20 protein-coding genes are annotated in these 26505 nt (G+C 67.2%); 15 read left to right on the top strand and 5 right to left on the bottom strand.

Annotated elements, in window-relative coordinates; all coding sequences use genetic code 11:
- The first annotated feature begins 173 nt into the window (after positions 1 to 173).
- The 12 genes from AC5ZH6_RS00745 to AC5ZH6_RS00800 all read left to right on the top strand — a co-directional run bounded on the left by AC5ZH6_RS00745 (position 174) and on the right by AC5ZH6_RS00800 (position 14699).
- The gene (locus tag AC5ZH6_RS00745) at positions 174 to 1811 is read left to right on the top strand and encodes an ABC transporter substrate-binding protein (protein ID WP_496168161.1); all 1638 of its coding nucleotides are present in this window, start codon (positions 174 to 176) and stop codon (positions 1809 to 1811) included.
- Positions 1812 to 1825: 14 nt separating this feature from the next.
- Positions 1826 to 2875, top strand: coding sequence for an ABC transporter permease (locus AC5ZH6_RS00750; RefSeq protein WP_496168163.1), 1050 nt, complete (start codon positions 1826 to 1828; stop codon positions 2873 to 2875).
- Positions 2876 to 2988: 113 nt separating this feature from the next.
- Complete coding sequence (locus AC5ZH6_RS00755; RefSeq protein WP_148275524.1) at positions 2989 to 3810, top strand: ABC transporter permease; 822 nt, start codon at positions 2989 to 2991, stop codon at positions 3808 to 3810.
- Positions 3807 to 5504, top strand: coding sequence for a dipeptide ABC transporter ATP-binding protein (locus AC5ZH6_RS00760; protein WP_496168164.1), 1698 nt, complete (start codon positions 3807 to 3809; stop codon positions 5502 to 5504). Before AC5ZH6_RS00755 ends, AC5ZH6_RS00760 begins: the two co-directional genes overlap by 4 nt.
- A complete protein-coding gene (locus AC5ZH6_RS00765) occupies positions 5501 to 6748 on the top strand; it encodes an acyl-CoA dehydrogenase family protein (protein ID WP_496168165.1) in 1248 nt (415 codons plus the stop codon). Before AC5ZH6_RS00760 ends, AC5ZH6_RS00765 begins: the two co-directional genes overlap by 4 nt.
- Positions 6745 to 7983 carry an LLM class flavin-dependent oxidoreductase gene (locus AC5ZH6_RS00770; RefSeq protein WP_014358254.1) on the top strand — a complete coding sequence of 413 codons (1239 nt, stop codon included), beginning with the start codon at positions 6745 to 6747 and terminating at the stop codon, positions 7981 to 7983. Before AC5ZH6_RS00765 ends, AC5ZH6_RS00770 begins: the two co-directional genes overlap by 4 nt.
- A 20-nt stretch (positions 7984 to 8003) precedes the next feature.
- Positions 8004 to 8885, top strand: a complete 882-nt coding sequence (locus tag AC5ZH6_RS00775; RefSeq protein WP_238534811.1) for an LLM class flavin-dependent oxidoreductase — start codon at positions 8004 to 8006, stop codon at positions 8883 to 8885.
- Positions 8882 to 10120, top strand: a complete 1239-nt coding sequence (locus tag AC5ZH6_RS00780; RefSeq protein ID WP_496168167.1) for an acyl-CoA dehydrogenase family protein — start codon at positions 8882 to 8884, stop codon at positions 10118 to 10120. Before AC5ZH6_RS00775 ends, AC5ZH6_RS00780 begins: the two co-directional genes overlap by 4 nt.
- 40 nt (positions 10121 to 10160) lie before the next feature.
- Positions 10161 to 11183, top strand: coding sequence for an aldo/keto reductase (locus tag AC5ZH6_RS00785; RefSeq protein WP_496168169.1), 1023 nt, complete (start codon positions 10161 to 10163; stop codon positions 11181 to 11183).
- Between the two features lie 36 nt (positions 11184 to 11219).
- On the top strand, positions 11220 to 12254 hold the full coding sequence (locus AC5ZH6_RS00790; protein WP_496168170.1) for an aldo/keto reductase: 1035 nt from the start codon (positions 11220 to 11222) through the stop codon (positions 12252 to 12254).
- Between the two features lies 1 nt (position 12255).
- On the top strand, positions 12256 to 13296 hold the full coding sequence (locus AC5ZH6_RS00795; protein WP_496168171.1) for an LLM class flavin-dependent oxidoreductase: 1041 nt from the start codon (positions 12256 to 12258) through the stop codon (positions 13294 to 13296).
- Positions 13293 to 14699, top strand: a complete 1407-nt coding sequence (locus AC5ZH6_RS00800; protein WP_496168172.1) for an NtaA/DmoA family FMN-dependent monooxygenase — start codon at positions 13293 to 13295, stop codon at positions 14697 to 14699. The genes AC5ZH6_RS00795 and AC5ZH6_RS00800 overlap by 4 nt, the downstream gene beginning before the upstream one ends.
- Here AC5ZH6_RS00800 and AC5ZH6_RS00805 read toward each other — a convergent pair.
- The 3 genes from AC5ZH6_RS00805 to AC5ZH6_RS00815 form a co-directional block, all read right to left on the bottom strand.
- Positions 14594 to 15997, bottom strand: coding sequence for a carotenoid oxygenase family protein (locus tag AC5ZH6_RS00805; protein WP_496168174.1), 1404 nt, complete (start codon positions 15995 to 15997; stop codon positions 14594 to 14596). The genes AC5ZH6_RS00800 and AC5ZH6_RS00805 overlap by 106 nt on opposite strands.
- Before the next feature lie 12 nt (positions 15998 to 16009).
- A complete protein-coding gene (locus AC5ZH6_RS00810; protein ID WP_496168176.1) occupies positions 16010 to 16621 on the bottom strand; it encodes a hypothetical protein in 612 nt (203 codons plus the stop codon).
- Between the two features lie 147 nt (positions 16622 to 16768).
- Positions 16769 to 18799: a LuxR C-terminal-related transcriptional regulator gene (locus tag AC5ZH6_RS00815; protein ID WP_496168178.1), complete on the bottom strand. Its 2031-nt coding sequence runs from the start codon at positions 18797 to 18799 to the stop codon at positions 16769 to 16771.
- A gap of 171 nt (positions 18800 to 18970) precedes the next feature.
- Between AC5ZH6_RS00815 and AC5ZH6_RS00820 the strand changes: the two genes are divergently transcribed.
- Positions 18971 to 20209 (top strand): ISL3 family transposase, encoded by a 1239-nt coding sequence (locus AC5ZH6_RS00820; protein ID WP_496167762.1) that lies wholly within the window; start codon positions 18971 to 18973, stop codon positions 20207 to 20209.
- Here the strand turns inward: AC5ZH6_RS00820 and AC5ZH6_RS00825 are convergent.
- Positions 20099 to 20905, bottom strand: coding sequence for an ATP-binding protein (locus AC5ZH6_RS00825; protein WP_496168179.1), 807 nt, complete (start codon positions 20903 to 20905; stop codon positions 20099 to 20101). The two genes, AC5ZH6_RS00820 and AC5ZH6_RS00825, sit on opposite strands and share 111 nt — an antisense overlap.
- Before the next feature lie 28 nt (positions 20906 to 20933).
- The gene (locus tag AC5ZH6_RS00830) at positions 20934 to 22553 is read right to left on the bottom strand and encodes a long-chain fatty acid--CoA ligase (protein ID WP_211543069.1); all 1620 of its coding nucleotides are present in this window, start codon (positions 22551 to 22553) and stop codon (positions 20934 to 20936) included.
- Between the two features lie 161 nt (positions 22554 to 22714).
- On the opposite strand from AC5ZH6_RS00830, the gene AC5ZH6_RS00835 reads away from it, so the two are divergent.
- Positions 22715 to 26140: a DEAD/DEAH box helicase gene (locus AC5ZH6_RS00835; protein WP_496168180.1), complete on the top strand. Its 3426-nt coding sequence runs from the start codon at positions 22715 to 22717 to the stop codon at positions 26138 to 26140.
- Between the two features lie 60 nt (positions 26141 to 26200).
- Positions 26201 to 26494, top strand: coding sequence for a hypothetical protein (locus AC5ZH6_RS00840; protein ID WP_496168182.1), 294 nt, complete (start codon positions 26201 to 26203; stop codon positions 26492 to 26494).
- Positions 26495 to 26505: the final 11 nt, after the last annotated feature.

Raw genomic sequence — 26505 nt, forward strand, 5'->3', positions numbered from 1 at the left:
CGAAGTCCTTTCACGGAGTCATCCCGAAAACTACTGCGCCGCAGCGTCGATGAGTCCCTTGCATTCAGCCTGACCCGAACGGATGACGGTCCCCGGCTCGGGTGGTTGGCTTCTGCACAACCACTTCCCCATCCCTGCATGTCTTCAGGCATGTCTCGAGAGGACAGATCTCCTTGACCACCAAACGTTTTCGGCACCTGCTCGCGGCGTCGGCACTGAGCGTCGCGGCCATGACCGTGCTGGCCGCCTGCGGCAGCGGGGCGTCGACGTCCTCGGATGCCGCCGGCCCACCGGTGTTCGGTGGCACACTCACCTTCTACGACCCGGTCCAGTACACCGCGTGGACGTCGACCAACTCGATCTGGTCGAACAGCCAGGTCACCGACAACCTCACCGAACGCCTCGTCTGGCAGGACCCCAAAACCGGCGACTTCGCGCCGTGGCTGGCCAAGTCCTGGGAGATCAGCGACGACCACCTGACCTACACCTTCCACCTCCGTGACGGTGTGACATTCAGCGACGGAACACCGTTCGACGCGGCGATCGTCAAGGCCAACTTCGATCAGCACGGCAACGGTGACGAGCGCCTCGGCATCACCAAGGACCCGTTCTGGTCGGACTACGCCGGTACCGATGTGGTCGACCCGCACACCGTCGTGGTCAAGCTGTCCAAACCCAATGCCGGCTTCCTGCAGATCTTGTCGAACTATCGGGCCAGCTCGATCCTCGGAAAGTCCTATCTCGACCGAGACCTCAACGGACAGAGCGAAGCTCGCAACATCGTCGGCACCGGACCGTTCGTCGTCGACTCGGTGAACGGAACCACCGGGATCACCCTCAAGCGTCGCGACGACTACAACTGGGCGCCACAGGGATCGGGCCACTCCGGTAAGGCCTACCTGGAACGGATCGTGTTCAAGACCGTTCCCGAAGCCGGTACCCGGGTGGGCGCCCTGCAGTCCGGCGAGGCACAGATCGCCCGCAACATCGCACCGTACGACGAGCAGACCGTCAGCGCCGGTGGTGGCCAACTCCTTGCGGTGCCGGTGCAGGGCGAGACCAATGACCTGACCGTCTATCTGGCCGATCCGGCCGCACCGACCCAGGACAAGAACGTGCGCCTGGCCCTGCAGGCGGCCACCGACCGCAACGAGATCAAGAAGACAGCACTCTCGCCGAGCTACCCGATCCCCACCAGTGCACTGGTCAAGGGCACCCCGTTGCGCGGCGACGCGTCGAAGTACCTCACCTACGATCTCGCGAAGGCCAAATCGCTGCTCGACGCCGCCGGCTGGAAGCCGGGTGCCGACGGCATTCGCGTCAAGGACGGAAAACGGCTGAGCTTCCCGATCCGGATCGCGCCCTACTACCAGGTGTCCCAGTCGGTGCTGGAAATCGTTCAGGCACAGTGGAAGAAGGCCGGCGTCGAGATCACTCTCACCAGTCCCTCGGTGACCGACTACGAGGCGCAGCTGGCGTCGGGGAAGGACTGGTACTTCAGCCAGGGCCAGACCTCGACCGCCGACCCGGGCGTGCTGCGCACCGCCTACGAGACGGATCGGCAGAACGTGACCGGCAACTACCGGCCCGACACGACGCTGAACCAGCTGCTCGACGCGCAGTCCGCCGATTTCGATCCGGCCAAACGCAAGGCCGCGATCCAGGCGATCGAGGATCGCATCTTCAGCGAGGGCTACTCGATACCGCTCTATGACGAGACCCAGGTCTTCGGCCTGGCGTCCAACGTCCACGGATTCGGTACCGAATCCACCGGACGGTCCTGGCTCTACGACACCTGGCTGCGCCAGTAACCGATGAGGTCATCATGCGTCACTACATCCTGAGGCGAGTGGGTCAAGCCGCTCTGGTTCTCCTCGCCGCCTACACGCTCGCCTTCCTCCTGCTCAGCGCGTTGCCCGGCGATGCCGTGCACAACAAGATCGCCGACCCGGAGGCCCAGTTGACCCCGGAGGCCGCCAAGACACTCCTGGAGTACTACGGGATCGACCGGCCGTTGTGGCAGCAGTACCTGAGCGGACTCGGTGGGGTCCTGCACGGAGACCTCGGTTTCTCGCTGACCACCGGGACGCCGGTCAGCCAGATGCTGGCCGCAGCTCTGCCCGCGACACTTCAATTGACGGCGCTGGCACTGGTTTTCGGCCTGTTGATCGCCGCGGTGGTTGCCGTCGCGATCAACTACGCGCCCTGGCCGTGGTTGCGGGGAGCGCTGCAGGGACTGCCGCCGTTCTTCGCCTCGGTGCCGACGTTTGTCATCGGCATCGTTGTCCTGCAGGTGTTCTCGTTCCGCTGGCACCTGATCCCGGCCTCCGACGACGGCAGCCTGACGGCGCTGATCGCCCCCGCCTTCACCCTGGGCATCCTGGTCGCCGCACCCCTGTCCCAGGTCTTCGCCTCGTCCATCGCGGCGACGCGCGGCCAACCGTTCGTGCACGTGCTGGCCGCGCGCGGCGCGGGGGAGCGCTACATCTTCGGGCGTGGTGTCCTGCGCAATTCGTCGCTGCCGGTCCTCACCCTGTTGGGCCTGGCGTGCGGTGAACTGATCGCAGGATCGGTGGTCACCGAGGCCGTCTACGCCCGTGCCGGTCTCGGGCAGCTCGTCATGGTCGCGGTCAACACCCAGGATCTGCCGGTGGTTTCCGGCGTGGTCATCATCGCCGCCGCCATCTACGTCGTGGCCAACCTCCTGGTCGACCTCGCCTACCCCTTCCTCGATCCGCGCATCCTCGTCACGGCCAACGCACCGCGCACACGGCGCACCCGGCCCGCATCGGCGCCGACCCCGCGGACCTCCGCCACGGCCGACGTGCCGTCGGCCCGGCGCCACGTCCTGCCCGCCGAGGTGGCAATGCCATGACGCTCCTCGAACCGAACGTACCCGTGACGACGCCGTCGGAGACGGGCGCGGCATCAGCCGACGCGGCACCGAAAAGTTCTGCTGGACAAACAGAGTCACGGACGGGTCGCGCAGTGCGGTGGATACGCGGCCACTGGGGACTCGTCCTGGCGGTCACCGTGTTCACCCTCGCGATCGCCTGGGCGATCGTGCCCGGGATCTTCACCGGCTACGACCCGATCGCGATCGACAACACCGCCCGGCTGCAGCCCCCGTCCGCCGACCACTGGTTCGGCACCGATCTACTGGGCCGAGACCTGTACGCGCGCACCGTGTACGGGTCGCGGGCCTCGCTGCTCGGTGCCAGTCTCGCGGTGGCCGTCGCGGTGCTCGTGGGGTCGGTCCTCGGCGCGGTGGCCGGCTGGTTCGGTGGGATCGCCGACTCCGCCGCGATGCGCCTGATCGACGTGGTCCTGTCCATCCCCGGCTTCCTGCTCGCCATCACCATCGTTGTGGTGTACAGCGCGCAGACCGGCCGCACCGGACTCGTACCCGCAGCTCTCGCAGTGGGTCTGACCTCGGCGGCGACCTTCGCCCGGCTCATCCGCGCCGAGGTACTCAAGGTTCGCACCAGCAACTACGTGGAGGCCGCGGTCACCAGCGGCGCCCGCTCGTCGACGATCCTGATCCGCCACGTCCTCCCGAACTCGCTGACGCCCACCATCTCGCTGATCACCGTGCAGCTGGGTATCGCGATCATCTGGATCGCCTCCCTGAGCTTCCTCGGACTCGGCCAGCAACCACCGGCACCCGAGTGGGGTCTGCTGGTCGCCGACGGCCGCAAGTACATCGCCACCCGCGGCTGGCTCACCCTCTACCCGGCACTGACCATCGTGGCGGTCGTGTTGTCCACCAACCACATCTCCCGTCACCTCTCGAAACGGAGCAGCTCATGACGACCACACCGGTGCTGTCGGTGCGGGGCCTCTCGGTCGGCTACCGGAGCTCGCGTGAACTGCGAGAGGTGCTGCACGACATCAGCTTCGACGTCGCGCCCGGCCAGGTCCTCGCCCTCGTCGGCGAGTCGGGCTCGGGCAAGACCACGACCGGCCACGCCATTCTCGGTCTGCTCCCCGGCAACGGTGAGCTCACCGCGGGCTCGATCACCTTTCGCGGGGAGGAACTCACCACCTTCACCGGCAAACAGTGGCGCGATCTGCGTGGGCGTACCGTCTCCCTGATCCCCCAGGACCCGACCGTCTCGCTGGATCCGGTTCGGCGCGTGGGGCATCAGGTCGAGGATGTGCTGCGCCTGCACACCGACCTCGACGCAGCCGCACGGCGTGAGCGGGTACACGAACTGTTCGAGCTCGTCGGTTTCACCGAGGTGGCACGCCGCTATGAGCAGTACCCGCACGAACTGTCCGGCGGCATGCGCCAACGGGTGCTCATCGCGGCCGCGGTGGCCGGTGATCCCGACCTGATCATCGCCGACGAGCCGACCTCGGGACTCGACGTCACGGTCCAGAAGCAGGTGCTCGATCTTATCGATACGCTGCGGGAGCGATCCTCGACGAGCATCGTGCTCATCACCCACGACCTCGGGGTGGCCGCCGACCGATCGGATGTCATCGGGGTGATGCAGCAGGGCCGCCTCGTCGAGTCCGGGCCCACCGCCGAGGTGATCGCCCACCCGCGCCACGACTACACGCGCCGGCTGCTCGCCAGCGTGCCGTCACGGTTGTCGCTGCGCGCGGATCGTCGGCCCGTGCCGCCCGACGCCGACACCCTCATCGACGTCCGTGACCTGCGCAAGGAGTTCGGCGACTTCCCGGCGGTCAACGGCATCTCGTTCTCGGTCCGGGCCGGTGAAACGGTATCGATCGTGGGCGAATCCGGAAGCGGAAAGACCACCACGGCACGGATTCTGACCGGTCTCACCGCCGCGTCCGACGGCAGTGTCTCGGTATTGGGTACCGAGATCACCGGGCTACGGCGCAGCGGATTCCGTCCGCTACGCCGTGACATTCAGATCGTCTATCAGAACCCGTATTCCTCTTTCGATCCGCGATTCGACGTCTTCGATGTGGTGGCCGAGCCGCTGCTGTCCTTCGCCGACGACAGCGTGCGCTGGGCGCGCCACAGCAGACGCGGCCGACGCCGGGTATTCGGTGACCGTGTCGCCGCCGCCCTCGAGTCCGCGGCGCTCCCCGCCGATTTCATCGACCGGCATCCGCGTGAACTCTCCGGCGGACAACGCCAACGCGTTGCGATCGCGCGAGCACTCGTACTCGAGCCGAAGATTCTTGTTCTCGACGAGCCGATCTCGGCTCTCGACGTGTCTGTCGCCGCGCAGATCCTCGCCCTGCTCGAGCGTCTGCAGCGCGAACGTGGGCTGACCTACGTGTTCATCTCGCACGACCTCGCGGCGGTCGCCGCACTGTCCGACCGGGTGGTGGTGATGCGCCACGGCGAGATCGTCGAGCAGGGGCCTGTCGAGCAGGTGTTCGGCAACCCCACCGACGAGTACACCGTGCGACTGCTGAGTGCCATCGCCGGCGGCGACCTCCCCGGCGACGAGTTCTTCGACGGTGAAATACCCAGCTCAGCAGCGCAATTGACCGCCACGTCGAGAAGGGTCCACTCATGACTCGCACCACCGCAGACAACGAATCCGCCACCGCGCCGGGCTCGTTGGCCGAGGCGTTGGCCCGAATCCGTTCGGTCCTCGCCGAACTCGCCGTCGGCGCCGGCGACCGTGACCTACACCATGAGCATCCGTACACCCTGATCCGCCAGCTCGCCGACGCCGGATTCGGTCGTTTGCGGGTGCCTCGGGAATTCGGCGGATTCGACGTGGACCTGCCTACGCTGTTCTCGATTCTCGCCGAGGCGGGTGCAGCCGACTCCAACGTGCCGCAGATCTGGCGCGGGCACTTCACCACCACCGAGATCCTGCGCTCAGAGGCAGATCCCGATGTCCGGCGATATTGGCTGACCAAGGTCGCGCGGGGCGCGGTCTTCGGCAACGCACAATCCGAGCCGTCTGCGCAGGTCGCCGGTCTCGGTGACGGCGAGGGCTGGGGCGTGATCACCACCCGGGTGCATCGCACCGGCTCCGGCGAGCGGGTGGTCTCGGGTACCAAGTTCTATTCCACCGGTGCGCGTTTCGCCGACTACATCCGCACCGCTGTCCTCGCCGACGACGGCAGCCGCAGCTTCGTGGTGATCGACGCCCGGCATACCGGTGTCGAACACGTCGACGACTGGGATGGCATCGGCCAGCGGCAAACCGGTAGTGGCACCACCATTCTCACCGACGTGCCGGTCGAGCCGTACGGCGACATCGGCCGCTACCGGGACTCATTGCGCGGGCTGGACTCCTTCGTGCAGATCGTCCACCTGGCCAACCTCACCGGTATCGCCCGCAGTCTCGTCGCCGATACCGTCGAGATCGTGCGCGCCCGAACACGCACCAGCCGTCATGCCCTGACGCAGGACGCGACGGCCGATCCCGACGTCCTGGCCGTCGTCGGCCGGCTCGAGGTCGCAGCGTTGACGGCGTCATCGTTGCTGCACACCGCGGCACACGCCCTCTCCTCAGCGCACACCGTGGGCACCGAGGAGGCATTTGCGGCGGCCTACCTCACCACCTCCACCGCGCAGATCGGCGTGATCGACGCCGTCCTGGACGCCGCCGGCCACGCCTTCGACGCCGGCGGATCGTCGACCGTGCGCAATGTCGTTCACCTCGACCGGCATTGGCGCAACGCCCGCACCCTCGCCTCCCACAACCCGGTCATCTACAAGCCACGCGTGGTCGGCGACTTCCGGGTCAACGGCACCGCCCCGGTATCGGGCTACTACCTCCACCACCTCAAGGACAACTCATGACCCGGCAACTGCATCTCAATGTCAACATCCTCAATGCCGGTGTCTTCGGCGGTTCCTGGCGGTTTCCGAACACCGACGGCCTCTCGGCCTATCGCATCGAGCACTACACCTCGATCGCCCACAAGGCCGAACAGGCACGCCTGGACGCCGTCTTCCTGGCCGACGGGCCCCTCCTCGATCCGAGTATCCGGCACCGCACCGGCAACAACTTCGAGCCGACGTCGGTGCTGGCGCGCATCGCCGCGCAGACGGAGAACATCGGACTGATCGGCACCCTGTCGTCGTCGTACAACGATCCCGACGAATTGGCCAGGCGTCTCGGCGATCTCGACTATCTCAGCGGCGGCCGATTCGGGTGGAACGTGGTCACCACGGCCGGGCCGGTCGCGGCCCGCAACTTCGGTCGCGACGCCGAGCCCGACCACGCCTTGCGCTATCAGCGGGCGGCGGACTTCGTCGACCGGGTGGTGGCCGCGTGGTCGGAACGTACCCGTCTGGTGTCGCCGCAAGGACGGCCGGTGGTGGTGCAGGCCGGCGGGTCCAGCGACGGCAAACGTCTGGCCGCCCGTGTCGGCGAAGTGATCTTCTCCGCCGATCAGGACATCGACTCGGCGCGGGCCTTCCGTACCGAATTACGCGACGGCGCAGCCTCGTTCGGTCGCAATCCGGAGGAGATCGTCATCCTGCCCGGACTGTCGACCGTGCTCGGCAGCACCGAGGCCGAGGCACTCGAGCGCCGCGAGACCCTCGACAACCTGCTTCCCGATGCCTATGCCCGCCAACGACTCTCCGGCCAGTTGGGTTTCTCCGTGGAGGGCCTCGACGACGCCGAGCCGATTCCGCGCGAACTCCTGGTCGATCCGGACGAGGCGGGCGGCTCACAGACCTTCTATCGGGTGGTCCGCGAGATCATCGACCGCGAGAACCCCACCCTGGGTCAGCTTCTCAAGAAGCTCTCCGGTGGCGGCGGGCATCGGATCGTGGTCGGCACACCCGAGCAGATCGCCGACGACATCGAACGCTGGTTCCGGGCAGGTGCCGCCGACGGCTTCAACGTCATGCCCGACGTCCTGCCCTCCGGATTCGACGACTTCGCCGATCACCTCGTTCCGGAGTTGCAGCGGCGGGGACTGTTCCGCATGGACTACGAGTCGGACACCTTGCGAGGGCACCTGGGTCTGCCGGTGCCACCGATCCGGCGTGAGGCACCGAAAACCCTTGTCAGCGCGCGATGAGCTCCGGTGAGGAGAAGAACGTGAGTACCATTCTCGAACTCGCAGTGGGCGAGGGGCCGGGCCAGGTCTCGCTGCCCGACACCGAACGGTTGGTGGCGGCGGCGCAGTCGTCCGGTATCGACGCGATCCGGCTGGTCGATCGCACCGCCGGTACACCGACGCTGGACCCGTCGGTCGTCGGCGCCTACCTGGCGGGTGAGTACCGGCAGATCAGTTATCTGATCGACGTCGCGACCACCCACAATGCGCCCTACAACCTGGCTCGGCGGGTGCTGTCCATCGATCGCGCCACCGGCGGACGGCTGGGCCTGACGCTGCGGACGGGTGTCGGCGACGAGGTCAGCAACCCGGCCGCACCTGATCCGGATGGCGCCGAGGCCGACTCGGCGTCCCGCTGGGCGGAGTACGCGCAGATCCTCGTCGCCCTGTGGAATTCGTTTCCCGCCGAAGCGCTCCGGGGCGATCAGGCGGCGGGCATCGTCGCCGACGACACGCTCATCCGACCCATCGGCCACGACGGAACCTACTATCGTGTCGCCGGACCGCTGGACGGCCCATCGTCGCCGCAGGGCCGTCCGGTACTACTCGCCGACGATTCCGACGCGGAGGCGTGGGACCGCATCGCGGGCGTTGCCGACGCGGTGATCGTCGACCATGCCGCGCGAGTCGGACGCCCACCTCGCGAAGTTGCCGTGCTGAGCCGTATCGGCATCGACGATCCCGACACCGTGCGGCGCGCGCTGGTGTCGAGCACGATCAGCGGCGTCGTACTCGTTCCGCACGGCAGCGTCGACGACACGATCACCGCCGTCGGAAACCTGGTCCGGCGACCCGACAGCACTGCACCGCAGCATCTTCGGGATACCCTCGGTCTCCCCGCCTTCGAGGAGTCCGTCCGATGACCGCACTCGACCTCGGGGCGCGCAACGTCGCGCCGCCATCGGGGATCCTGACACCGCAGGGGATTCGCACCGCCATCACACCGGTCCTGGCTCGGATCGCCGAGTCGGCCCGCGCTCGCGAAGAAACCCGCGACTTCGCGTTCGACGATGTCCGCGCCCTTGCCGGCCACGGGGTGGCGCTGACCGGAATCTCACGAGACGAGGGAGGTGCCGGCGGATCGGTCCGCGATGTCGTGGAGGTGATCATCGACATCGCACGCGCCGACTCCAATGTGGCCCAGGCACTTCGCGCTACCTTCTTGCTCGCGAATCAGGTCGCCGGACGCCACGATCTCCCGTTCCGCGAGGTCAGCTTGGCCAGGTTGCGCAGTGGTGCGCTGTTCGCCGGAACGGCCAACGAACGCAACGGGGGAGCCGGCGGCAGCGTCGCGACCACCGCGACCCGCACCGACGACGGCTATGTGATCAACGGCCGCAAGTACTACTCCACCGGCGGTCTGTACGCGTCGTACTTCTCCGCGCAGGCCCGCACCGACGACGGCGCCGTGCTGCGCTTCACGGTGCCCACCGACCGACCCGGTGTCGAGCGTCTCGATGACTTCGACGCCATCGGCCAACGCCTCACCCAGAGTGGCACCACGATCCTCGATGGCGTGCACGTGTCCGATGACGAGGTGGTACTCGCCGGAGAGCCCGGCGCCAACAACCCGGGCCCCGACAACCCATGGCAAGGCGCTTTCGCCCAGCTGTATCTCGCTGCGGTACAGGCCGGAATCGCCGCCCGCGTCCTCGAGGACGCCACCTGGTTCGTCCGGGAGAAGGCACGGCCGATCAAACACAGCACAGCCGAGAAGAGCGTCGACGATCCGTATGTGCGTGTGACTGTCGGCGAGATCGCCTCCCGTGCCCAGGCTGCGCGCGCCGTCGTGCTGCTCGGAGCCGACGCCGTCGCCGACGTGCGGGGCCGAACGGGCGACGACGCACGCCGAGCCGGCGCCGCAGCCGCGGTGGCGGTCGCGCAGGCCGGCGTGGTGGCCATCGAATCGTCCTTGCGCGCAGCAGAACTGCTCTTCGACGTCGGAGGCGCCTCCATCACCGACCGAGACCTCGGCTTCGACCGGCACTGGCGCAACGCGCGCACCGCCGCCAATCACAATCCGCGGCAGTGGAAAGCGGCCGTCGCCGGTGCCTGGCACCTGACCGGCGAGGAGCCGCCGACCACCGGACTGTTCTGACCACCACCACATCCACAACGCACGCAGTGAAAGGCACCCCATGACCATCGAGGTCACCCGCACCCTGGGCCGCACCGGCGTCCCCATCACCCCGTTCACCCTCGGCACCATGAACTTCGGACGATGGCAGGAGGAAGACGAGAGCATCCGGATCATCCACTCCGCCCTCGACGCCGGGATCACCTCGGTCGACACCGCCGACGTGTACGCGCAGGGCGTGACCGAGGAGGTCGTCGGCAAGGCGATCGCCGGACGCCGCGACGACCTGTTCCTGGCCACCAAGTTCCACGGCACAATCGGAAACAATCCGTTGCAGGCGGGCAACTCCCGACGCTGGATCACCCGCGCCGTCGAGGACAGTCTGCGCCGCCTCGGGACCGACCGGATCGATCTGTACCAGGCCCACCGGCCCGACCCCTCTACGTCACTGTTGGAGACGCTCCAGACACTCAACGACCTCATCCGCCAGGGCAAGATCCTGTACTACGGGACCTCGGTGTTTCCGGCGCATCTGCAGGTGGAGGCGCACTGGCTGGCCGAGCGGTACGGGCTGATTGCGCCCCACACCGAGCAACTTCCGTACTCGCTACTGGTGCGCGGGGTCGAGCGGGAGGTGTTCCCGACCGTCCAGAAGTACGGGGTGGGCGTGCTGTCGTACGGGCCGCTCGCGGCCGGCTGGCTGTCCGGGAAGTACCGGGTAGGTGCCGGGCAACCGGAATCGGCTCGCGCCGACCTCATCCCGGGACGCTTCGACATCGCGGCGTCGGCCAATCAGCGTAAGCTCCACGCCGCCGATGCGCTGGCGAACCTCGCCGAGGAGAACGGTCTGTCGCTGGTGGAACTCGCGATCGCGTTCGCGCTCAACCATCCTGCGGTGAGCAGTGTGATCATCGGCCCACGCACTCAGGAACACCTCGAGGCCTACCTGAAGGCCGTCGACATCCGACTCACCGACGACGTCCTGGACCGCATCGACGAGATCGTCGAGCCCGGAACCCAATTCCACGATCGCGACACCGGTCGCGACACACCGTCCCTGCAACCCGCCGCTCTGCGTCGCTGACACACCGACCCGCGCAACCACGAAAGGCATTGACCGATGGCTACCTTCGGACCCACCGAGCTGACCTACACAGCCGAACCCACCCGGTACGACAACATTCCGTATCGCCGGACCGGCCGGTCCGGTCTCGATCTCCCGTCGTTCTCGTTCGGGCTGTGGCAGAAGTTCGGCACCGACTACCCGTACGAGACCCAACGCGAGATCATCCTGCACGCCTTCGATCTGGGCGTGACCCACTTCGACAACGCCGACCGCTACGGCCCTCCGCACCGTGCGGCGCAGAAGAACTTCGGTCGCGTCCTCGCCAAGGATCTCGCGCCGTACCGCGACGAGATCATACTGTCGACCAAGGCGGGCAACGCGATCGGGCCGAGTCCGTATCAGCGGGGCGGCTCGCGCAAGTCACTGCTGTCCTCCCTCGAACACAGTCTGCGTGATCTCGGCACGGACTACGTCGACATCTTCTACCACCACAGCCCCGACGAGTCGACGCCCCTCGAGGAGACCGTCGGCGCCCTGGCATCGGCCGTGACGCAGGGTAAGGCGCTCTACGTCGGGATCTCCAACTACCAGCCCGACCGCGCTCACCAGATCGCGGAGTTGTTGCGGGAGGCCGGTGTTCCCCTGCTGATCCACCAGCCGCGGTATTCGATCTTCGATCGTCGCGTCGAACAGAACGGGCTCCTCGATCTCGCCGAGCAGGACGGGTTCGGACTCATTGTGTACTCGCCGCTGGCCCAGGGGTTGCTGACCAACAAGTACCTGGAATCGATCCCCGACGACGCCCGCGCGGTCAACAGCACCTTCCTGAGCCCGGACGTCATCGACGACACCTACCGGCAGCGCGCCAATGAACTCAACAAGCTGGCCGAGGCGCGCGGACAGTCGTTGGCGCAGTTGGCGTTGCAATGGGTGCTGCGGCAGCCGGCGGTCACCTCGGCGCTGGTGGGCGCGAGCTCCACCTGGCAGCTCGATCACAACCTCAAGGCCCTCGACTTCCCGGAGTTCACCGCCGACGAGCTGGCCCTCATCGACGAACACGGTGTGCACGGCACCGGACTGAACCTGTGACATGAGCGAGCGAAAGCGGCCGCTGCGGCTCAACTTCCTCCTGCACCTCGACAACGATCTACCGGTGGCCCAGGCCTACCGCGAGGCCATCGACATCTTCGTTGCCGCAGAGGAATTGGGCTTCGACTCGGGCTGGGTGATCCAGCGGCACTTCCGGCAGGGCAAGGAACAGATCTCCGCACCGCTGGTGGCACTCGGAGCAATCGCGCAGCACACCAAGCGAATCGGGCTCGGAACCGGTGTGCTCGTCCTGCCGCTCGAGGACCCGCTGCGGGTCGCCGAGGACGCCGCCACCGTCGATGCCCTCTCAGGTGGGCGGCTGCAACTCGGTGTCGGGTCGGGGCCCTTCCCGGGCGCGTGGGAGGCGTTCGGGAAGGACCTGGCCGATCGTCAACGGATCTTCGGGGAGTCGGTGTCGCGCCTGCACGAGGTGTTGGAGGGTGCACCGGTCAATGCGGCGGGCGAATCCCTGTACCCGCCGGGCGACGGTGTGCGCCGCCGACTATGGCAGGCCACCACCAGCAACCCGGACTATGCGCACGCCTCCGCCGCTGCCGCCGCACTCGCCGGTGACGGTCTGCAACTCTCGCGTGCCAACGCGTGGAGCGGCGGGACGGTCGAGGACGCGCAAGCCGCGCAGGCATCGTGGATCTCGTCGTACCGAGCCGCGTGGACCGATACCCGGCACCCGCCGCGAATCCAGGTGTCGCGGGCCGTCTATCCACATCCCGACCGCGCCGAAGCGGTCCGGCTCGTGACGCCGGGCGTCCATCGGTGGCGGAGCTGGAGTACCTCGGGTGCCCCCAAGCATGCGCAGAGTGTGGAGGAGTACCTGGCCGCCGACCGCGCGCTGCTGGGCCCGGCCGACTCCATCGCCGAGGCGCTGGCCGCCGACCCCGCGGTCGGTGAGGCCACCGATCTGCTCATCAGCTTCGTCCCCGGGGTGCCCGACCTCGACGAACATCTCCGACTGGTGGAGTCCACCGCCCGAGACCTGGCGCCGCTGCTGGGGTGGACACCGTCCGAAAGAAGCCAGGTATGACCGGATTTCACCTCACCATCTCGTTGATGACGCCGGGTCACTTCCGGCAGGCGTGGCGGCTGCCGCACGTCGACCCGCTCGCCTACCTCGACATCGACCACTTCCAGCGGCTCTCGCGGATCGCCGAGGCCGCCACCATCGACGCGGTGTTCCTCGGGGACGGCCCCGCGCTGCGCGGTGAGATCGCCGAAGCCGCCGGTACCGGCCTGGATCCGGCTGTGCTGCTCGGCGCTCTGGCCGCGGTCACCGAGAACCTGGGCATCGTGGCTACCGCGTCGACCACCTACAACTCGCCCTACAACCTGGCCCGCCGCTTCCAGGCACTCGATCATGTGACCAAGGGCCGCGCGGCCGTCAACATCGTCACCACCGGAACACCGGCGGCCGCAGCCAACTTCGGCCTGCCCGCCCACCCCGACAAGGAATCCCGGTATCGGCGGGCATCGGAGCTCCTCGAGGTCGCCACACGACTCTGGGACAGCTGGCAACCCGACTGGCTCATCGCCGACAAACAGTCCGGTCGCTACGCCGACACGACGAAGATCGAGTCGATCGACCATGTGGGGGAGTTCTTCTCCGTGGCCGGTCCGCTGCCCGTCGCGCCCGGCCCGCAGGGGCGCCCGGTGATCGTGCAGGCCGGTGGCTCCGAGGGCGGACTCCGACTTGCCGGTCAGTACGCCGACGTCGTGTTCACCGTCGCCCAAACACAAGACAAGGCAACAGCATTCCGTGACGAGATCCGACGCCGCGCCACCGCGGGCGGACGTCATCCCGACGACGTCAAGGTGTCGCTCGGTGTCGTCGTGCTGGTCGGTGCGACGGCCGACGAGGCGGCGCGACGCGCGGACGAACTCTACGCGACCCTGCCGATCGACCGGCTCACCAACGAACTGATCGCGAACCTCGGTCTGCCACCGGGATCGTTCGGCCCCGATGACCCGATCTCGATCCATGATCTGCCCGATGCCATCCCGGGTACCGCGTTCTCGACCGGCTTCAGTGTCTCGACCCGCGCTCTCATCGCGCAGTCACCGCGCACGCCACGGCAATTGGTGCAGTCCGGCGCCGGGGGTTCCGGCCACCGGCTGGTGGTCGGTTCACCCGAGCAGATCGCCGACGACCTGCAGTCCTGGTTCGAGGCCGGCACCGCCGACGGATTCACGATCATGCCCGCCGACACCTCGGTCGACTTCGAGAACTTCGCGACGCTCGTCGTCCCGATCCTGCAGGAACGCGGTCTGTTTCACCGTACGTATCCCGCACGCACACTCCGCGAGCGCTTCGGGCTGCCGTTCCCTCAGTCCCCGGCCACCCACGCCCCATGCAGCCCCGCCGGCACGCGGATCGGCAGGTCGACCGTTGCGATCGGTCCGTCGGCCGGCCGGTCGGCGTCGAGGAGATAGAACCTCGAGCGCATCGACTCGGTATCGGTGCCGATCGCACCCCAGTAGTCGTGGCCCTCGCCCGGGATGAAGATCGGCTCACCGATGGCAACACCAGGAGTCCAACAGGTTTCGGTGTCGGCGGCCAGATCGTGGAACCAGAGGCTGTCGCGGACGCCGCTGTCGTGGGGTCCGTGCCCGACGGTGGCGATCCGGCGATGGTTCTCGGTGAGCAGCCTGTCGTCGACGCGCGGGAACTCCATGTCGTGTGCGTGGTCGCTCAGGACGGCCCGGACGATCCCGCGGTTCGGGTCGATCACCGCGCGGGTCAGGGTCGACGACGCCGGGCGCTTAACGTCGGCGAAGCCGCCGGGGTAGGTCCACTCGACGTAGTCGACGGTGACGGTGCCGTCGGCATCGTCGAAGGCATTCGCGAAGTGCCACACCCAGAACGGATCGGTCTGCACCCACCGGATCGGGCTGCCGTCGCGGGGGATCAGCGCGATCCGGGTGCCGTCGTCGGGACGCCACGACAGCAGCGACCCACCGGTGAGCATCGCCTCGATGTCGAAGACGAGTGGGCACACGAACAGCACCACATAGCGTTCGGTGAGCGCCATATCGTGAATCATCACCGGCTCGGTCAGTCCGTCGACGGGAGTGGGTGTGCGGGTGACGGTTCCGTCGGCGGCGATCACCGACCACGTGAGGTACGGCGCGTCGAGGGCATAGTTGAACAGGACCAGCTCACCAGTCGTCGGATCGAGCTTCGGGTGGGCGGTACTGCCCACGGTCATCGCGCCCGCGCAGTCGGTCGGGCCGAGCGTCGAGAGATCTGCCGGATCGAGCAGGAAGGGGCGGTCGGATTCGGCCATCGCCATCAGGCGTCCCGAGTGCGAGACGATGTTGATGTCGGGCAATTGGCGGAAGGTGCCCGCCAGCTCCGGTCCGACTTCGTCGGCGCCCGGCGCGTAGCCATCGGTGATTCCCGACCAGAGTGCTTGTCCGGCAGCCTCTTCGGCGACCATCATCGGCGTGCGGACGAATCTATTGGTGTAACGCACCGCGCCGTCGCCGATGCTGATCCGATGCACCATCGCGTCGCCGTCAAGCGGGTAGACGTAGGAGCCGATCGGGTCGAAGCGCGGGTTGGGGCCGTTGCGAAGATAGCTGCCGCGCAGGTCGTTGGGCAGGTCACCGTGGACGGTGAGATCGGCGACGTCGACCTCCTCGCGTTGCGGGGCGAACACCCCGGTGAGGTGGCTGTGGTGAGCGAGGTCGACCGGGGCCGGTCGGGTGGAGGGCGAGGTGAGACTCATGGCGGGCGCCTTTCAGGCCTGATGCGAGGTGGTGGTGGCCGTGGCGGGGACCTGGGCTCCGGCGATGCGCTGGGTCTGCTTGACGGCCAGGACGATCAGCACGATCGGGATCACCCAGTTGAGGATGACGTTGCCCGGAGCGGTGCCGGGTGCGGCGTTGTCGGCGAGAACTCCGGCGACGACGTGGGAGCAGCCCATGAGGAACACCGCGCCGGCCCACACCAGGCTGATCCGACGGTTCTTCTCACGGAAGATCGGTGAATGCCACAGTGCCGGGTCGACGCTCTCGCGGGCGTACTGCTCGGTGAATGGAATGGTGAATGCCGAGATCAGCATGATCGCGGCCAGCACGAACGTCAGTCCGCCGCGCGCGAAGTTGGTGAGTGTGTCGTTGAGTTGATCGCCGGCGAAGAGCCCGACCACGGCGAGGATGCCGAAGACGGCGATGGCGGTGACGTCGAGGATTTTCCAGCTGCGGCCGCGGAAGGCGCCCCAGGCGGCCATCGCGAAGGCAATCGCGCACGCGACCCCTGCCGCGAGGGCGACGTTGTCGCCGGTGTTCTGGGCGACGAGCGAGAAGACGAACCAGGGGGCGAGTCCCAGGATCATGAGGAGCGCGTTCATGGCGTGTGTCCTTGTCGGAGTGGTCGGCCGGTGGTGTGCCGTTCTGTTGTCCACTCTCGTCCGTGCCGATGACGCAGACATCTGTGTCATCACGGAGATTTCTCTGCCAACCACGGAGATTTCTCTGCCAACGGGACCTGGGTCGGGTCAGTCCCGATGCCGACCGGCGACGTAAGCGGCCAGCTCGACGCGGGTTTTCAGCCCCAGTTTCGCCAGTGCGTGCGACACATGGGTCTGGACGGTGCGCGGCGAGATGAACAGTTGGTCGGCGACGTCGGCGCCGGAGGCTCCCGTCGCCACCAGGTCGGCGACGGTGCGTTCGGTGGGCGTCAGACTGTCCCAGCCGTGGGTGGGTCGGTCGCGGACCGTGTTGGGGTCCATGCGCACACCCATCGGCCGCAGGCGGGAGACGATCCGGGATGACGAGGTGACCGCTCCCATGCCCTGGGTGAGCATCAGCGCGGTTCGCGCGTACTCCCGAGCTGCTTCGGTGTCACCCCGAGCTGCTGCGGCACAGGCAGTTTCTTCCCAGGCGGAGGCCTCGACCAACTGATCACCCGCGGTGTGCAGGACCTCCGCCGATTCTTGGCCCACCTCGACCACCACGCGCAGGTCACGGCGCCCGAGCGACGCATCGCAGCGGGCGCCGGCCAACGCCGCGACGGCCCCGAGGTAGGGCAGCTCGGTGGCTCCGGATGCGGCGAGGCCGTCGGCCACCGCCTCGACAAGGTTCAGGTCCTGGGCTCGGGTGCCGATCCGGGCGAAGTCGAGGGAGAACGTCGTGGCGTGGGTGAACAGCCGTCGCTGCATCAGTGAGGCCCAGTTGGCGCTGGCCGCCGCGGCGGCGGGGCGCAGTTTGCGTCGGGATTCCAGCAGCAGGGTCTGCACGCGCTCGTGCACCTTGATGCCGAACTGGTCGGGCGCGTCGCCGGATGTCCAGGCGTCGAGTCGTGTGGCTGCTGCGGCGAGGTCACCGCGCAGGACGTCGATCATCGTGCGCCCGCCGTCGGCCAGCGACGTCCACCCCATGTCGGCGCCGGCGGCCAGCTCCAGCCCGGCATCCCAGGTGGCGGCCGCGTCGTCGAGGTGGCCGAAGCCGAGTTCAATTCCAGCCCTGGTGAATTCGTGATACGCGGTCATCCAGTCGGTGCCACGGCTGGTCCGTAGTCGGGTCATGCCGGTGAGGAGGTCGGCGGCCGCGGCCGGTCCGCGTGCGTAGAGCTCGATCAGCGGCGGCCAGATGTCGGCCGAGGTGGGGTGCGGTCCACGGCCGGCCGGGTCGGTGGTCTCGCGGGCCGAGGCCTGCAAGGTCAGCTGCAGCCCGGCGTCGAGATGTCCCAGTAGGAACAGACGCAGCCCCTCGGTGGTCAGTCCGGGTGCCGAGCGTCGGCTCAGGTCGGTGGAGACGTCGATGAACGGGGTCGTCGGGACCGGCGAGAGCCCCTCGAGGAGCCCGACGTGTCGTCGGAGATCGCCGAGGCGTTCGGCGACGGCGTCGTCGATGGGCAACGCGAGGGTCTCGTCGACGAGCGCCCGGGCTTGGTGGGTCTCGCCGCGCGCGACGAGCGCGAACAGCTGGACGCCGCGCAGGCCGGCGAATTCCTCGGGGTCGGTGCTGTGCGCGAGCCCCTCGGTGGCGGTGGTGGCCGCGCGAGTGAGCTGTCCGGTGCGCGCGAGGGCGACCGAGAGCGGCAGGTGCACGCCCGTTGCGGTGTCACCCTGCCGGGCGAGGGGATCGAGGAGGTCGACGACCACTGCGGGTGAGTGGGTGAGGTCGTCTCGGGCCCGGCGGACCGCGTCGGTGATGGCGTTCGGGTCGGTCCCGGAGGCGAGTCGGTGATGGGTTTCGCGCTGGTGATCGCCGCGGGTCTGCGGCAGGTCGGCGATGGCGTCGTGCAGGATCGTGCGGAATGCCGGGGCGAGCTGCTGGTAGGTGACGTCGGCGTACAGGTCGTGGGTGAACGACAGCGTTCCGTCCTCGTCGGCGGTGATGATGCCGGCATCGGTGGCCGACTGGGCGGCACCGATCAGAGAGGCCGGCGCCGCGTTGTCGATGGCGGCGAGGTCGACGAGGGGCGCCGGTCCGCCCCACACCGCGAGCTTCTGCGTCAGATCGCGAGCCCGCGAATCCAGCAGGGCCAGATGCTCGGCGACGGCATCGCGGTCGCCCGTCGACACGCGGGCACTGGCCCCGGCGCCCAGGGTGGCGCGGCCGTCGGTGATGATCAGATCGCCCGACTGTGGCGCTTCTCATGTTGAAGTGGGTTATGCACAGCGCGCCTAACGGGCGCAACGCCTTCTCTCACATAGGTTTTGAGTTGCGAAGATCAATACCTAGAGGAGTCGGCGTTGCGCACTGTGAGTGTACTGCAGAAGGTCCTGGGATTGCAGAAATCCCGTGTGGTCGGTGTTCGGTTCGACACCGATGACGGTGGCGAACTTATTGTCTTCACGGTGCAGTTGCATCAACGGTCCGCTGGGCGGTGTCCGCACTGCCAGAAGCGTTGTGGTCGTTACGACCAGCGTGGTGCGAATCGGCGGTGGCGGCATCTGGACCTGGGAGGATGGCGGTGCTTCGTCGAGATGGTGTGTGTTCGGGTGTCGTGTCCGTCACATGGTGTGGTGACCGAATCTGTGCCGTGGGCGCGGGCTGGGGCGCGGATGACCAGGGCATTTGACGATCAGGTGGCATGGCTGGTGGCGCACTCTCCGATGTCGTCGGTGCAGGAGATGATGCGCGTGTCATGGGCGACGGTGTCGCGGATCGTAGATCGCGTCGTCGCTGATCACCTTGGTCGGACTGACCGGTTGAATGGTTTGCGGCGCATCGGTATCGATGAGATCTCCTATCGCAAGGGTCGGCGTTATCTGCTTGTCGTTGTTGATCACGACACCGGCCGTATGGTCTGGGCCGGCGAAGGAGCGACCAAGGAGACCTTGAACCGATTCTTTGATGAACTCGGGCCGCAGCGGACCCGGGAGCTTACCCATGTCAGTGCCGATGGAGCCGATTTCATCGCTACCGTGTTGGCGCAACGAGCACCTGAGGTCTACGTGTGCATGGATCCGTTTCACGTGTTGCAGTGGGTTTCTCAAGCCATGGATCGGTGTCGGTCGCGGGTGTTGAGCCGGATTGACGGACTCTCGCAGGCCGATCGCAAACGTCTGCGCTGGGCATTATTGAAGAATCCGGAAGATCTGACCGCTGAGCAGGAACATGCCCGCCAGATTGTCATCACTGCCGCAAACGATGTGTTGGCGCGGGCTTATCAGCTCAAAGAGCTTCTCCGTCAGATACTTACGAGGAAGTTCGGCCGTACCTGGCAACGGTTGCGGCGCTGGCTCGCCGAGGCTGACAATAGCGGCATCAGTGAGATGCAGACGGTCGCTCGGTCGGTCCGGGCCCGCGAAATACAGATCTACAACGCTGTCACCTGTGAGATGTCTAACGGTCGTGTGGAAGCCAACAACACTCACCTACGCGCATTGACAAAGCGGTCGTACGGATTTCACAGTCCCGAGGCGCTCATCGCGATGGCAACACTGACCCGAGGCGGTGCGTGTCCGGCCCTGCCACAACAAAACTGACCCACTTTTGGGTGAGGAGAGCCCCGACTGTTCGAGGGTGCGCAGCAGTGAGATCGCGTGCATCGGATTGCCGTGAGCCGCGGCGAGCGCGCCGAGCAGGGCGCGGTCCGGCTCGGCGCCGACGACCTCGCGGCACACTGCGGCGATCTCGTTGCCCGACATCGCCGGTAGCGACCATTCGCGCGCCGTCGGGCGAGCGGCCAAGCGGGTCAACAGTTCTCGCTCGGGCAGCGGTCGGCGTCCGACGACCATCACCAGCGGTAGATCACGCGCCGCCGCCGACAACCGCGTGAGCAGGGTGAGGGACTCCGCATCGGCATGATGCGCGTCGTCGAGGAACAGCGCCAGTGGCCCGTCGGCACACATCGCGTCGACCCGGTCGTACAGGGTGTCGCCGTAACCGTCGGGAATGACCGCCGGCAGCTCGGTGCCGACGAGTGCGGCGGCGACGGTGAACGGTTGCCGCCACGACAACTCGTGGGCCGAGGTCCACGACGTCCGCACATCGACCTCGGACCGCAACTGCGCCAGCGTGTGCGACTTACCGGCACCCGGGCCGGCGGTGAGGATCAGCGTCGTCGGAGCCGGGGCCTTCGCGGCGCTCCGAGAGGTGCCGGTCGGCGCGAGTGCCGTGGACAGGGCTGCGCGAAGATCGTCGATCAGCTCGCGACGGCCCTGCTTGTGCACTCGCGCCATGGGGTTCAGGGTAGCCGGACCCCCACCCTCAGAGCTGTGTCACCGACAGCCCGCCGTCGTGGTACTGCGAGCGCAGGCGCTTCTTGTCGAACTTGCCGACACTGGTCTTCGGGACCTCGTTGATGACCGTCCAGTTCTCCGGCAGCTGCCACTTGGCGACCTTGTCGGACAAGAACTCTCGTAGCGAGTCCGGCGTCGCGTCCGAGCCCTCGCGCAGCACCACGGCCACCAGCGGCCGCTCGTCCCACTTGGGGTCGGGGACGCCGATGACGGCGGCTTCGATGACGTCGGGATGCCCCATGACGGCGTTCTCCAGATCCACCGACGAGATCCACTCGCCGCCGGACTTGATGATGTCCTTGGTGCGGTCGGTCAGCGTGAGGTAGCCGTCGGGGGTGATGGTGCCGACGTCGCCGGTACGCAGCCAGCCGTCGTCGAACTTCTCCGGGGCGTCGACGCCGTAGTAGGCGCCGGTGATCCACGGTCCGCGGACCTCGAGTTCACCAACGCTCTCACCATCATTCGGCAACACCTTGCCGTCGTCGACGATGCGCGCCTGCACCGACGCCGGGAATCGGCCCTGCGTGTAGCGGTAGCGCCAGCGCTCCTCACCCTCGGTGCCTGCCGGCGGACGCGCGACCGACCCCAACGGGGAGGTCTCGGTCATGCCCCAGGCGTGCAACACCTGGATGTCGTGTTGCTCGGCGAAGATGTGCATCAGCGACGGCGGCACCGCTGACCCGCCGATGAGGACGTCGTGCATCGAGGAGATGTCCTGCGGATGCTGCTCGAGATACTGGTGCAGCCCTTGCCAGATGGTGGGGACGGCGGCGGCGAACGTCGGCTGCTCGGCGGCGATCAGGGCGGCCAGCGGCTCGGGCTGCAAGAAGCGGTCGGGCATGATCAGCGACGCGCCGATCATGAACGCCGCGTAGGGAAGTCCCCACGACATGGCGTGGAACTGCGGGACCACGGCCAGCGCACGATCGCCCTGCTTGAGCGCCGGGCCCTCGGTCATGCACACCTGCATCGAATGCAGATAGATCGAACGATGGGAGTAGGCAACACCTTTCGGGTCGCCGGTGGTGCCGGAGGTGTAACACATCGCGGCGGCGTCACGCTCGTCGACCTCGGGCCAGTCGAAGGTGCCCGGCTGATCGGCGATCAACGCCTCGTACGAGTGGACCGTCATGCCCTCGGGCGCCTCGACGCCGGAGGTGTCCTCGCCGGTGACGATGATGTGCTTGACGGTGCTCAGCTCGGGCAGCTGCGGGTTGAGCAGTGGCAGCAGCGTCGGGTCGACGATGATGACGTGATCCTCGCCGTGGTTGGCGACGAACACCAGCTGTTCGGGGAACAGCCGGATGTTGAGGGTGTGCAGCACCGCGCCCATCGCCGGCACCGCCAGGTAGGCCTCGAGGTGCTCGGCGTTGTTCCACATGAAGGTGCCCACCCGCTGATCGCCGGTGACACCGAGTCCGCGCAGCGCGTTGGCGAGTGCGGCGCTACGGCGCCCCACCTCGGCGTAGCTGCGGCGGCGCGATTCGGTTCCCATCCACGTGATGACCTCGGCGGTGCCGTGGACGGTGCTGCCGTGGCGCAGGATCTGCGCGATCGACAACGGGACGTCTTGCATGGTGCTGCGCATCAGTTCTCCTGATCGGTGGTGCCTGATTTACGAGGATGACATTGCACCCTGCGACCATGGGCGAGATTACGCCGATCACATCCGTGACCAGCATGCACACCAGCCACAGCCCCCCGCGTCGTGCCCCGAGAATGTCGGAGCCCCTCGATACTCTCGGGCGCATGGCACCACTGCAGCCACTGGATATGGACGAGAGCTACCTCCGCGCGGAGTTCGACGGACCGACCGTTTCCCGCGGGGTGGCCTATGCCAATGAGGGGCGGATCTCCGGTCTCACCTGGACGGCGGACGGTCGACATCTGGTGGGGCAGTGTGATGGCTCCCGCGGCATGGTCTATCGCGTCGAGGCCAGCTTCTCGAGAGTCGGCGGCGAGTACGACCTCACCGACGCGTGGTGCACGTGCCCTGTAGGTGTCGACTGCAAGCACCTCGTCGCGCTGCTGCTGACCGCGAGTGCGGCCGCACAGCCGCGGCGCGCCACCACCTCGATCGCCCCCTGGCGATTGCTCCTCGACGGACTCGTCCGCGACGAGGCGACAACCACTGTCGGGACCGCACCCCTGGGCATTCTGATCGAGATGCCCGGCGGCGGACCGAAGAAGATGACCGGACCCACCCTGCGCCTGGTGACGCCGGGAAAGACCGGCTCGTGGGTTCGTACCGGGGTGTCGTGGAATTCGATCGAGCCGGAGGTTCGGTCGGTGTGGGGTTCGTCCGGACAGGACCGCGCGGTCGAGGATTTCGTGCCCGAGCACCTCCGCCGGGTGCGGGCCATCGGCCGTGCGATGCGGATCGGTGACCGATACGGCCGTGACCAGGTCTTTCGGCTCGAGGACGCACCTGCCGACATCTGGGACCTGCTCGCAGCTGCGGTCGACGCCGGGGTGGTCCTGGTGCCGCACGCCAAGACCACCCGCACCTCCGAGGTCCAGCTGGTCAAGGAGTCGTCGGCGCAGCTGGTGGTGACGCGCGATGACGACGGACTAGTCGTCTCGCCGAACCTCGTGATCGACGGCCACATCTGGGACGGATCCCCCGCCGGGCTCCTCGGCGACCCCGAGCCACACGGGATCTTCGCGCGATCCGACAAGACGTTGCTCATGGGTCCGTTCACCCCGCCGGCGTCGATCGAGGCGCTCAAGAACTTGTTCGCGAACCGTTCGGCACGCATCCCTGCAGCCGACATCGACGAGTTCGCCACCGAGATGCTTCCGCGTCTGGCCGAGTCGATGGCGGTCGAGGTGGTCGAGGATGCGCTGGTCGACGCCGAGGTCAGCGGCCCACAACTGCAGCTCACCGTCCGCTCCGACGACGAGGGCGCCGAGGTGACCTGGGAGGTCGCCTACGACGTCAACGGACGCCAACGGGTCTTTCCCGTCGACCACCCGTCGCGGCTTCGTGATCTCGACGCGGAGCAGCAGGCGTGGGCGAGCATCAGGCCGCTCCTGATGCACGCGGCGACGCTGTGCGGCGACTGGCGGAGGCAGGCCGTCCGCCACCGCATCGCGTCGTCGAATCACGCGACGGACCTGAACCGCGCGACGGACCTGAACCGCGCGACGGACCTGAACCGCGCGACGGACCTGAACCGCGCGACGGACCTGAACCGTCTGCTCGTCACGCCGACCAAGTCGCTGATCGAGGCCGCCGACATCCCGGCGCTCACCCGGCCGTTGCGATTCGCGCCGCTGGAGGCGGCGATGCTGCACGTCGAGGTGCTGCCGCAACTCCGGGAGCTCGGGGTGGAGGTGATCTTCGAGGGTGAGGTGCTCGATTACCGTGAGGCGGACTCACCACCGCAGATCTCGTTCGGCGGGAAGGACTTCGGCAATTCCGACTGGTTCGGGCTGACCATCACCATCGACATCGGTGGCAACAAGGTCGCCCTTGCCGACGTCGTACGGGAACTGTCCGGCAAGGCCACCCACATGCTGCTACCCAACGGCATCTACTTCGCGTTGGACAATCCGGAACTGAAGCGGCTGGCCGAACTCATCGACGAGGCCCGTGCGCTCGGCGAACTCGAGAACGGCAAGGTACGCCAACGCTCCCACAACGCCACCCTGTGGGACGAGCTGATGGCACTCGGCGTCGTCGACAAGGAGCTCGCCGTGTGGGAGAGGCGGATGAAACGCCTCGCCGCAGCGCAACCGCCCGCACAGTGTGCGCTTCCCGAGGGCTTCACCGCCGAACTGCGCGACTATCAGGCCGAAGGGCTGAATTGGCTGAATTTCCTGTGGGAGAACCGGATTGGCGGCATCCTCGCCGACGACATGGGGTTGGGCAAGACCGTGCAGACGTTGGCGATGATCGCGACGGCACTACAGGAAGAACCCGACGGCCGATTCCTGGTGGTCGCACCCACCAGCGTCATCTCCAATTGGGCCGCCGAGGCGGCACGCTTCACGCCCGACCTCGAGGTCCTCACCGTCACCGCCACCAGCGCCCGCGTCGGGGTCCCGCTCGCCGAGCGGATCGCCGGCCGACAGATCGTCATCACCTCGTATGCGTTGATGCGCATCGGGTTCGAGGAGTTCGACGAGGCCGACTGGACCGGCGTCATCTTCGACGAAGCCCAGTTCGTCAAGAACCACAACTCCAAGGGCCACCAGTGCGCTCGACGCTTGCGGGCCGAGTTCAAACTCGCCATCACCGGCACCCCGATGGAGAACAACCTGATGGAGTTGTGGTCGTTGCTGTCGCTGACCGCGCCCGGGTTGTTCTCGTCACCGAAGACGTTCACCGAGTACTTCCGCAAGCCCATCGAATCCGGGGTGGAGCCCGAGCGGCTGGCGTTGCTGCGCCGCCGGATTTGGCCCGTGATGCTGCGCCGCACCAAGGAGCAGGTCGCCGCGGATCTGCCCGCCAAGCAGGAGCAGGTTCTCTCGATCGATCTGAACACCAAGCACGACAAGATCTATCAGACCCGCCTGACCCGGGAACGGCAGAAGGTGCTCGGGTTGCTCGGCGACTTCGACGAGAACCGCTTCGCGATCTTCCGGTCGCTGACCATGCTGCGGCAGCTGAGTTTGCACGCCGGACTCGTCGAGGATCAGCATGCCGGGATCGCGTCGGCGAAGATCGACTACCTGGCCGAACAACTCCCGGACCTCATCGCAGAAGGCCACTCCGCGTTGGTGTTCAGCCAGTTCACCGGATTCCTGCGGCTCATCGAGGAGCGGCTGGTCGATATGGGTCTCGACGTCAGCTACCTCGACGGGTCGATGTCGGCGACCCAGCGCGCCAAGGAGATCAAGCGCTTCACCAGCGGTAAGACGCAGGTGTTCCTGATCAGTCTCAAGGCCGGTGGCTTCGGGCTGAACCTCACCGAGGCCGACTACTGCTTCGTCTGCGACCCGTGGTGGAACCCGGCAACCGAAGCCCAAGCAGTCGACCGCGCCCACCGCATCGGACAGACCCGCCCGCTCAACGTCTACCGCCTGGTGTCGGCGGGCACGATCGAGGAGAAAGTCGTTGCGCTACAAGAACGCAAGCGCGAACTGTTCACCGCAGTGGTCGACGACGGCGACCTGTTCGGGTCGGCGATCGGCGCCGACGACATCCGGGAGTTGATCGGGGGGAAGTAGGTGGCGGTGCATCATCCCCGGAGGTTCGGAGTTTCTGGCTCGGCCTGTACCAGTGAGCTGATGATGAGTGAGGTCGAGTCCGCGGTGACCAAGCGGACCGAGTTGCTGTTGCGCTCTGTCGACGTCACGTGGGCCGGCCGCGTGGGGCACACGCCGACTGCGTACGGGTCCGTGTCGTCGTACGTGACCGCCTCGCCGGAGATGCTGGTCGAGGTCGACGTGATCGAAGACGCCGGATATGCATGCGCGACCTTCGAGGTGCCCGACAGTGTTCTTGCTCAACGTATCTCGAAGGTACTGCTCGATCTCGAATTCGACGACGATCCGACGATCTGCATTCGCACCGGTACGTAGCACCCGATCTC

Source organism: Gordonia sp. YC-XJ4 (assembly GCF_059511865.1).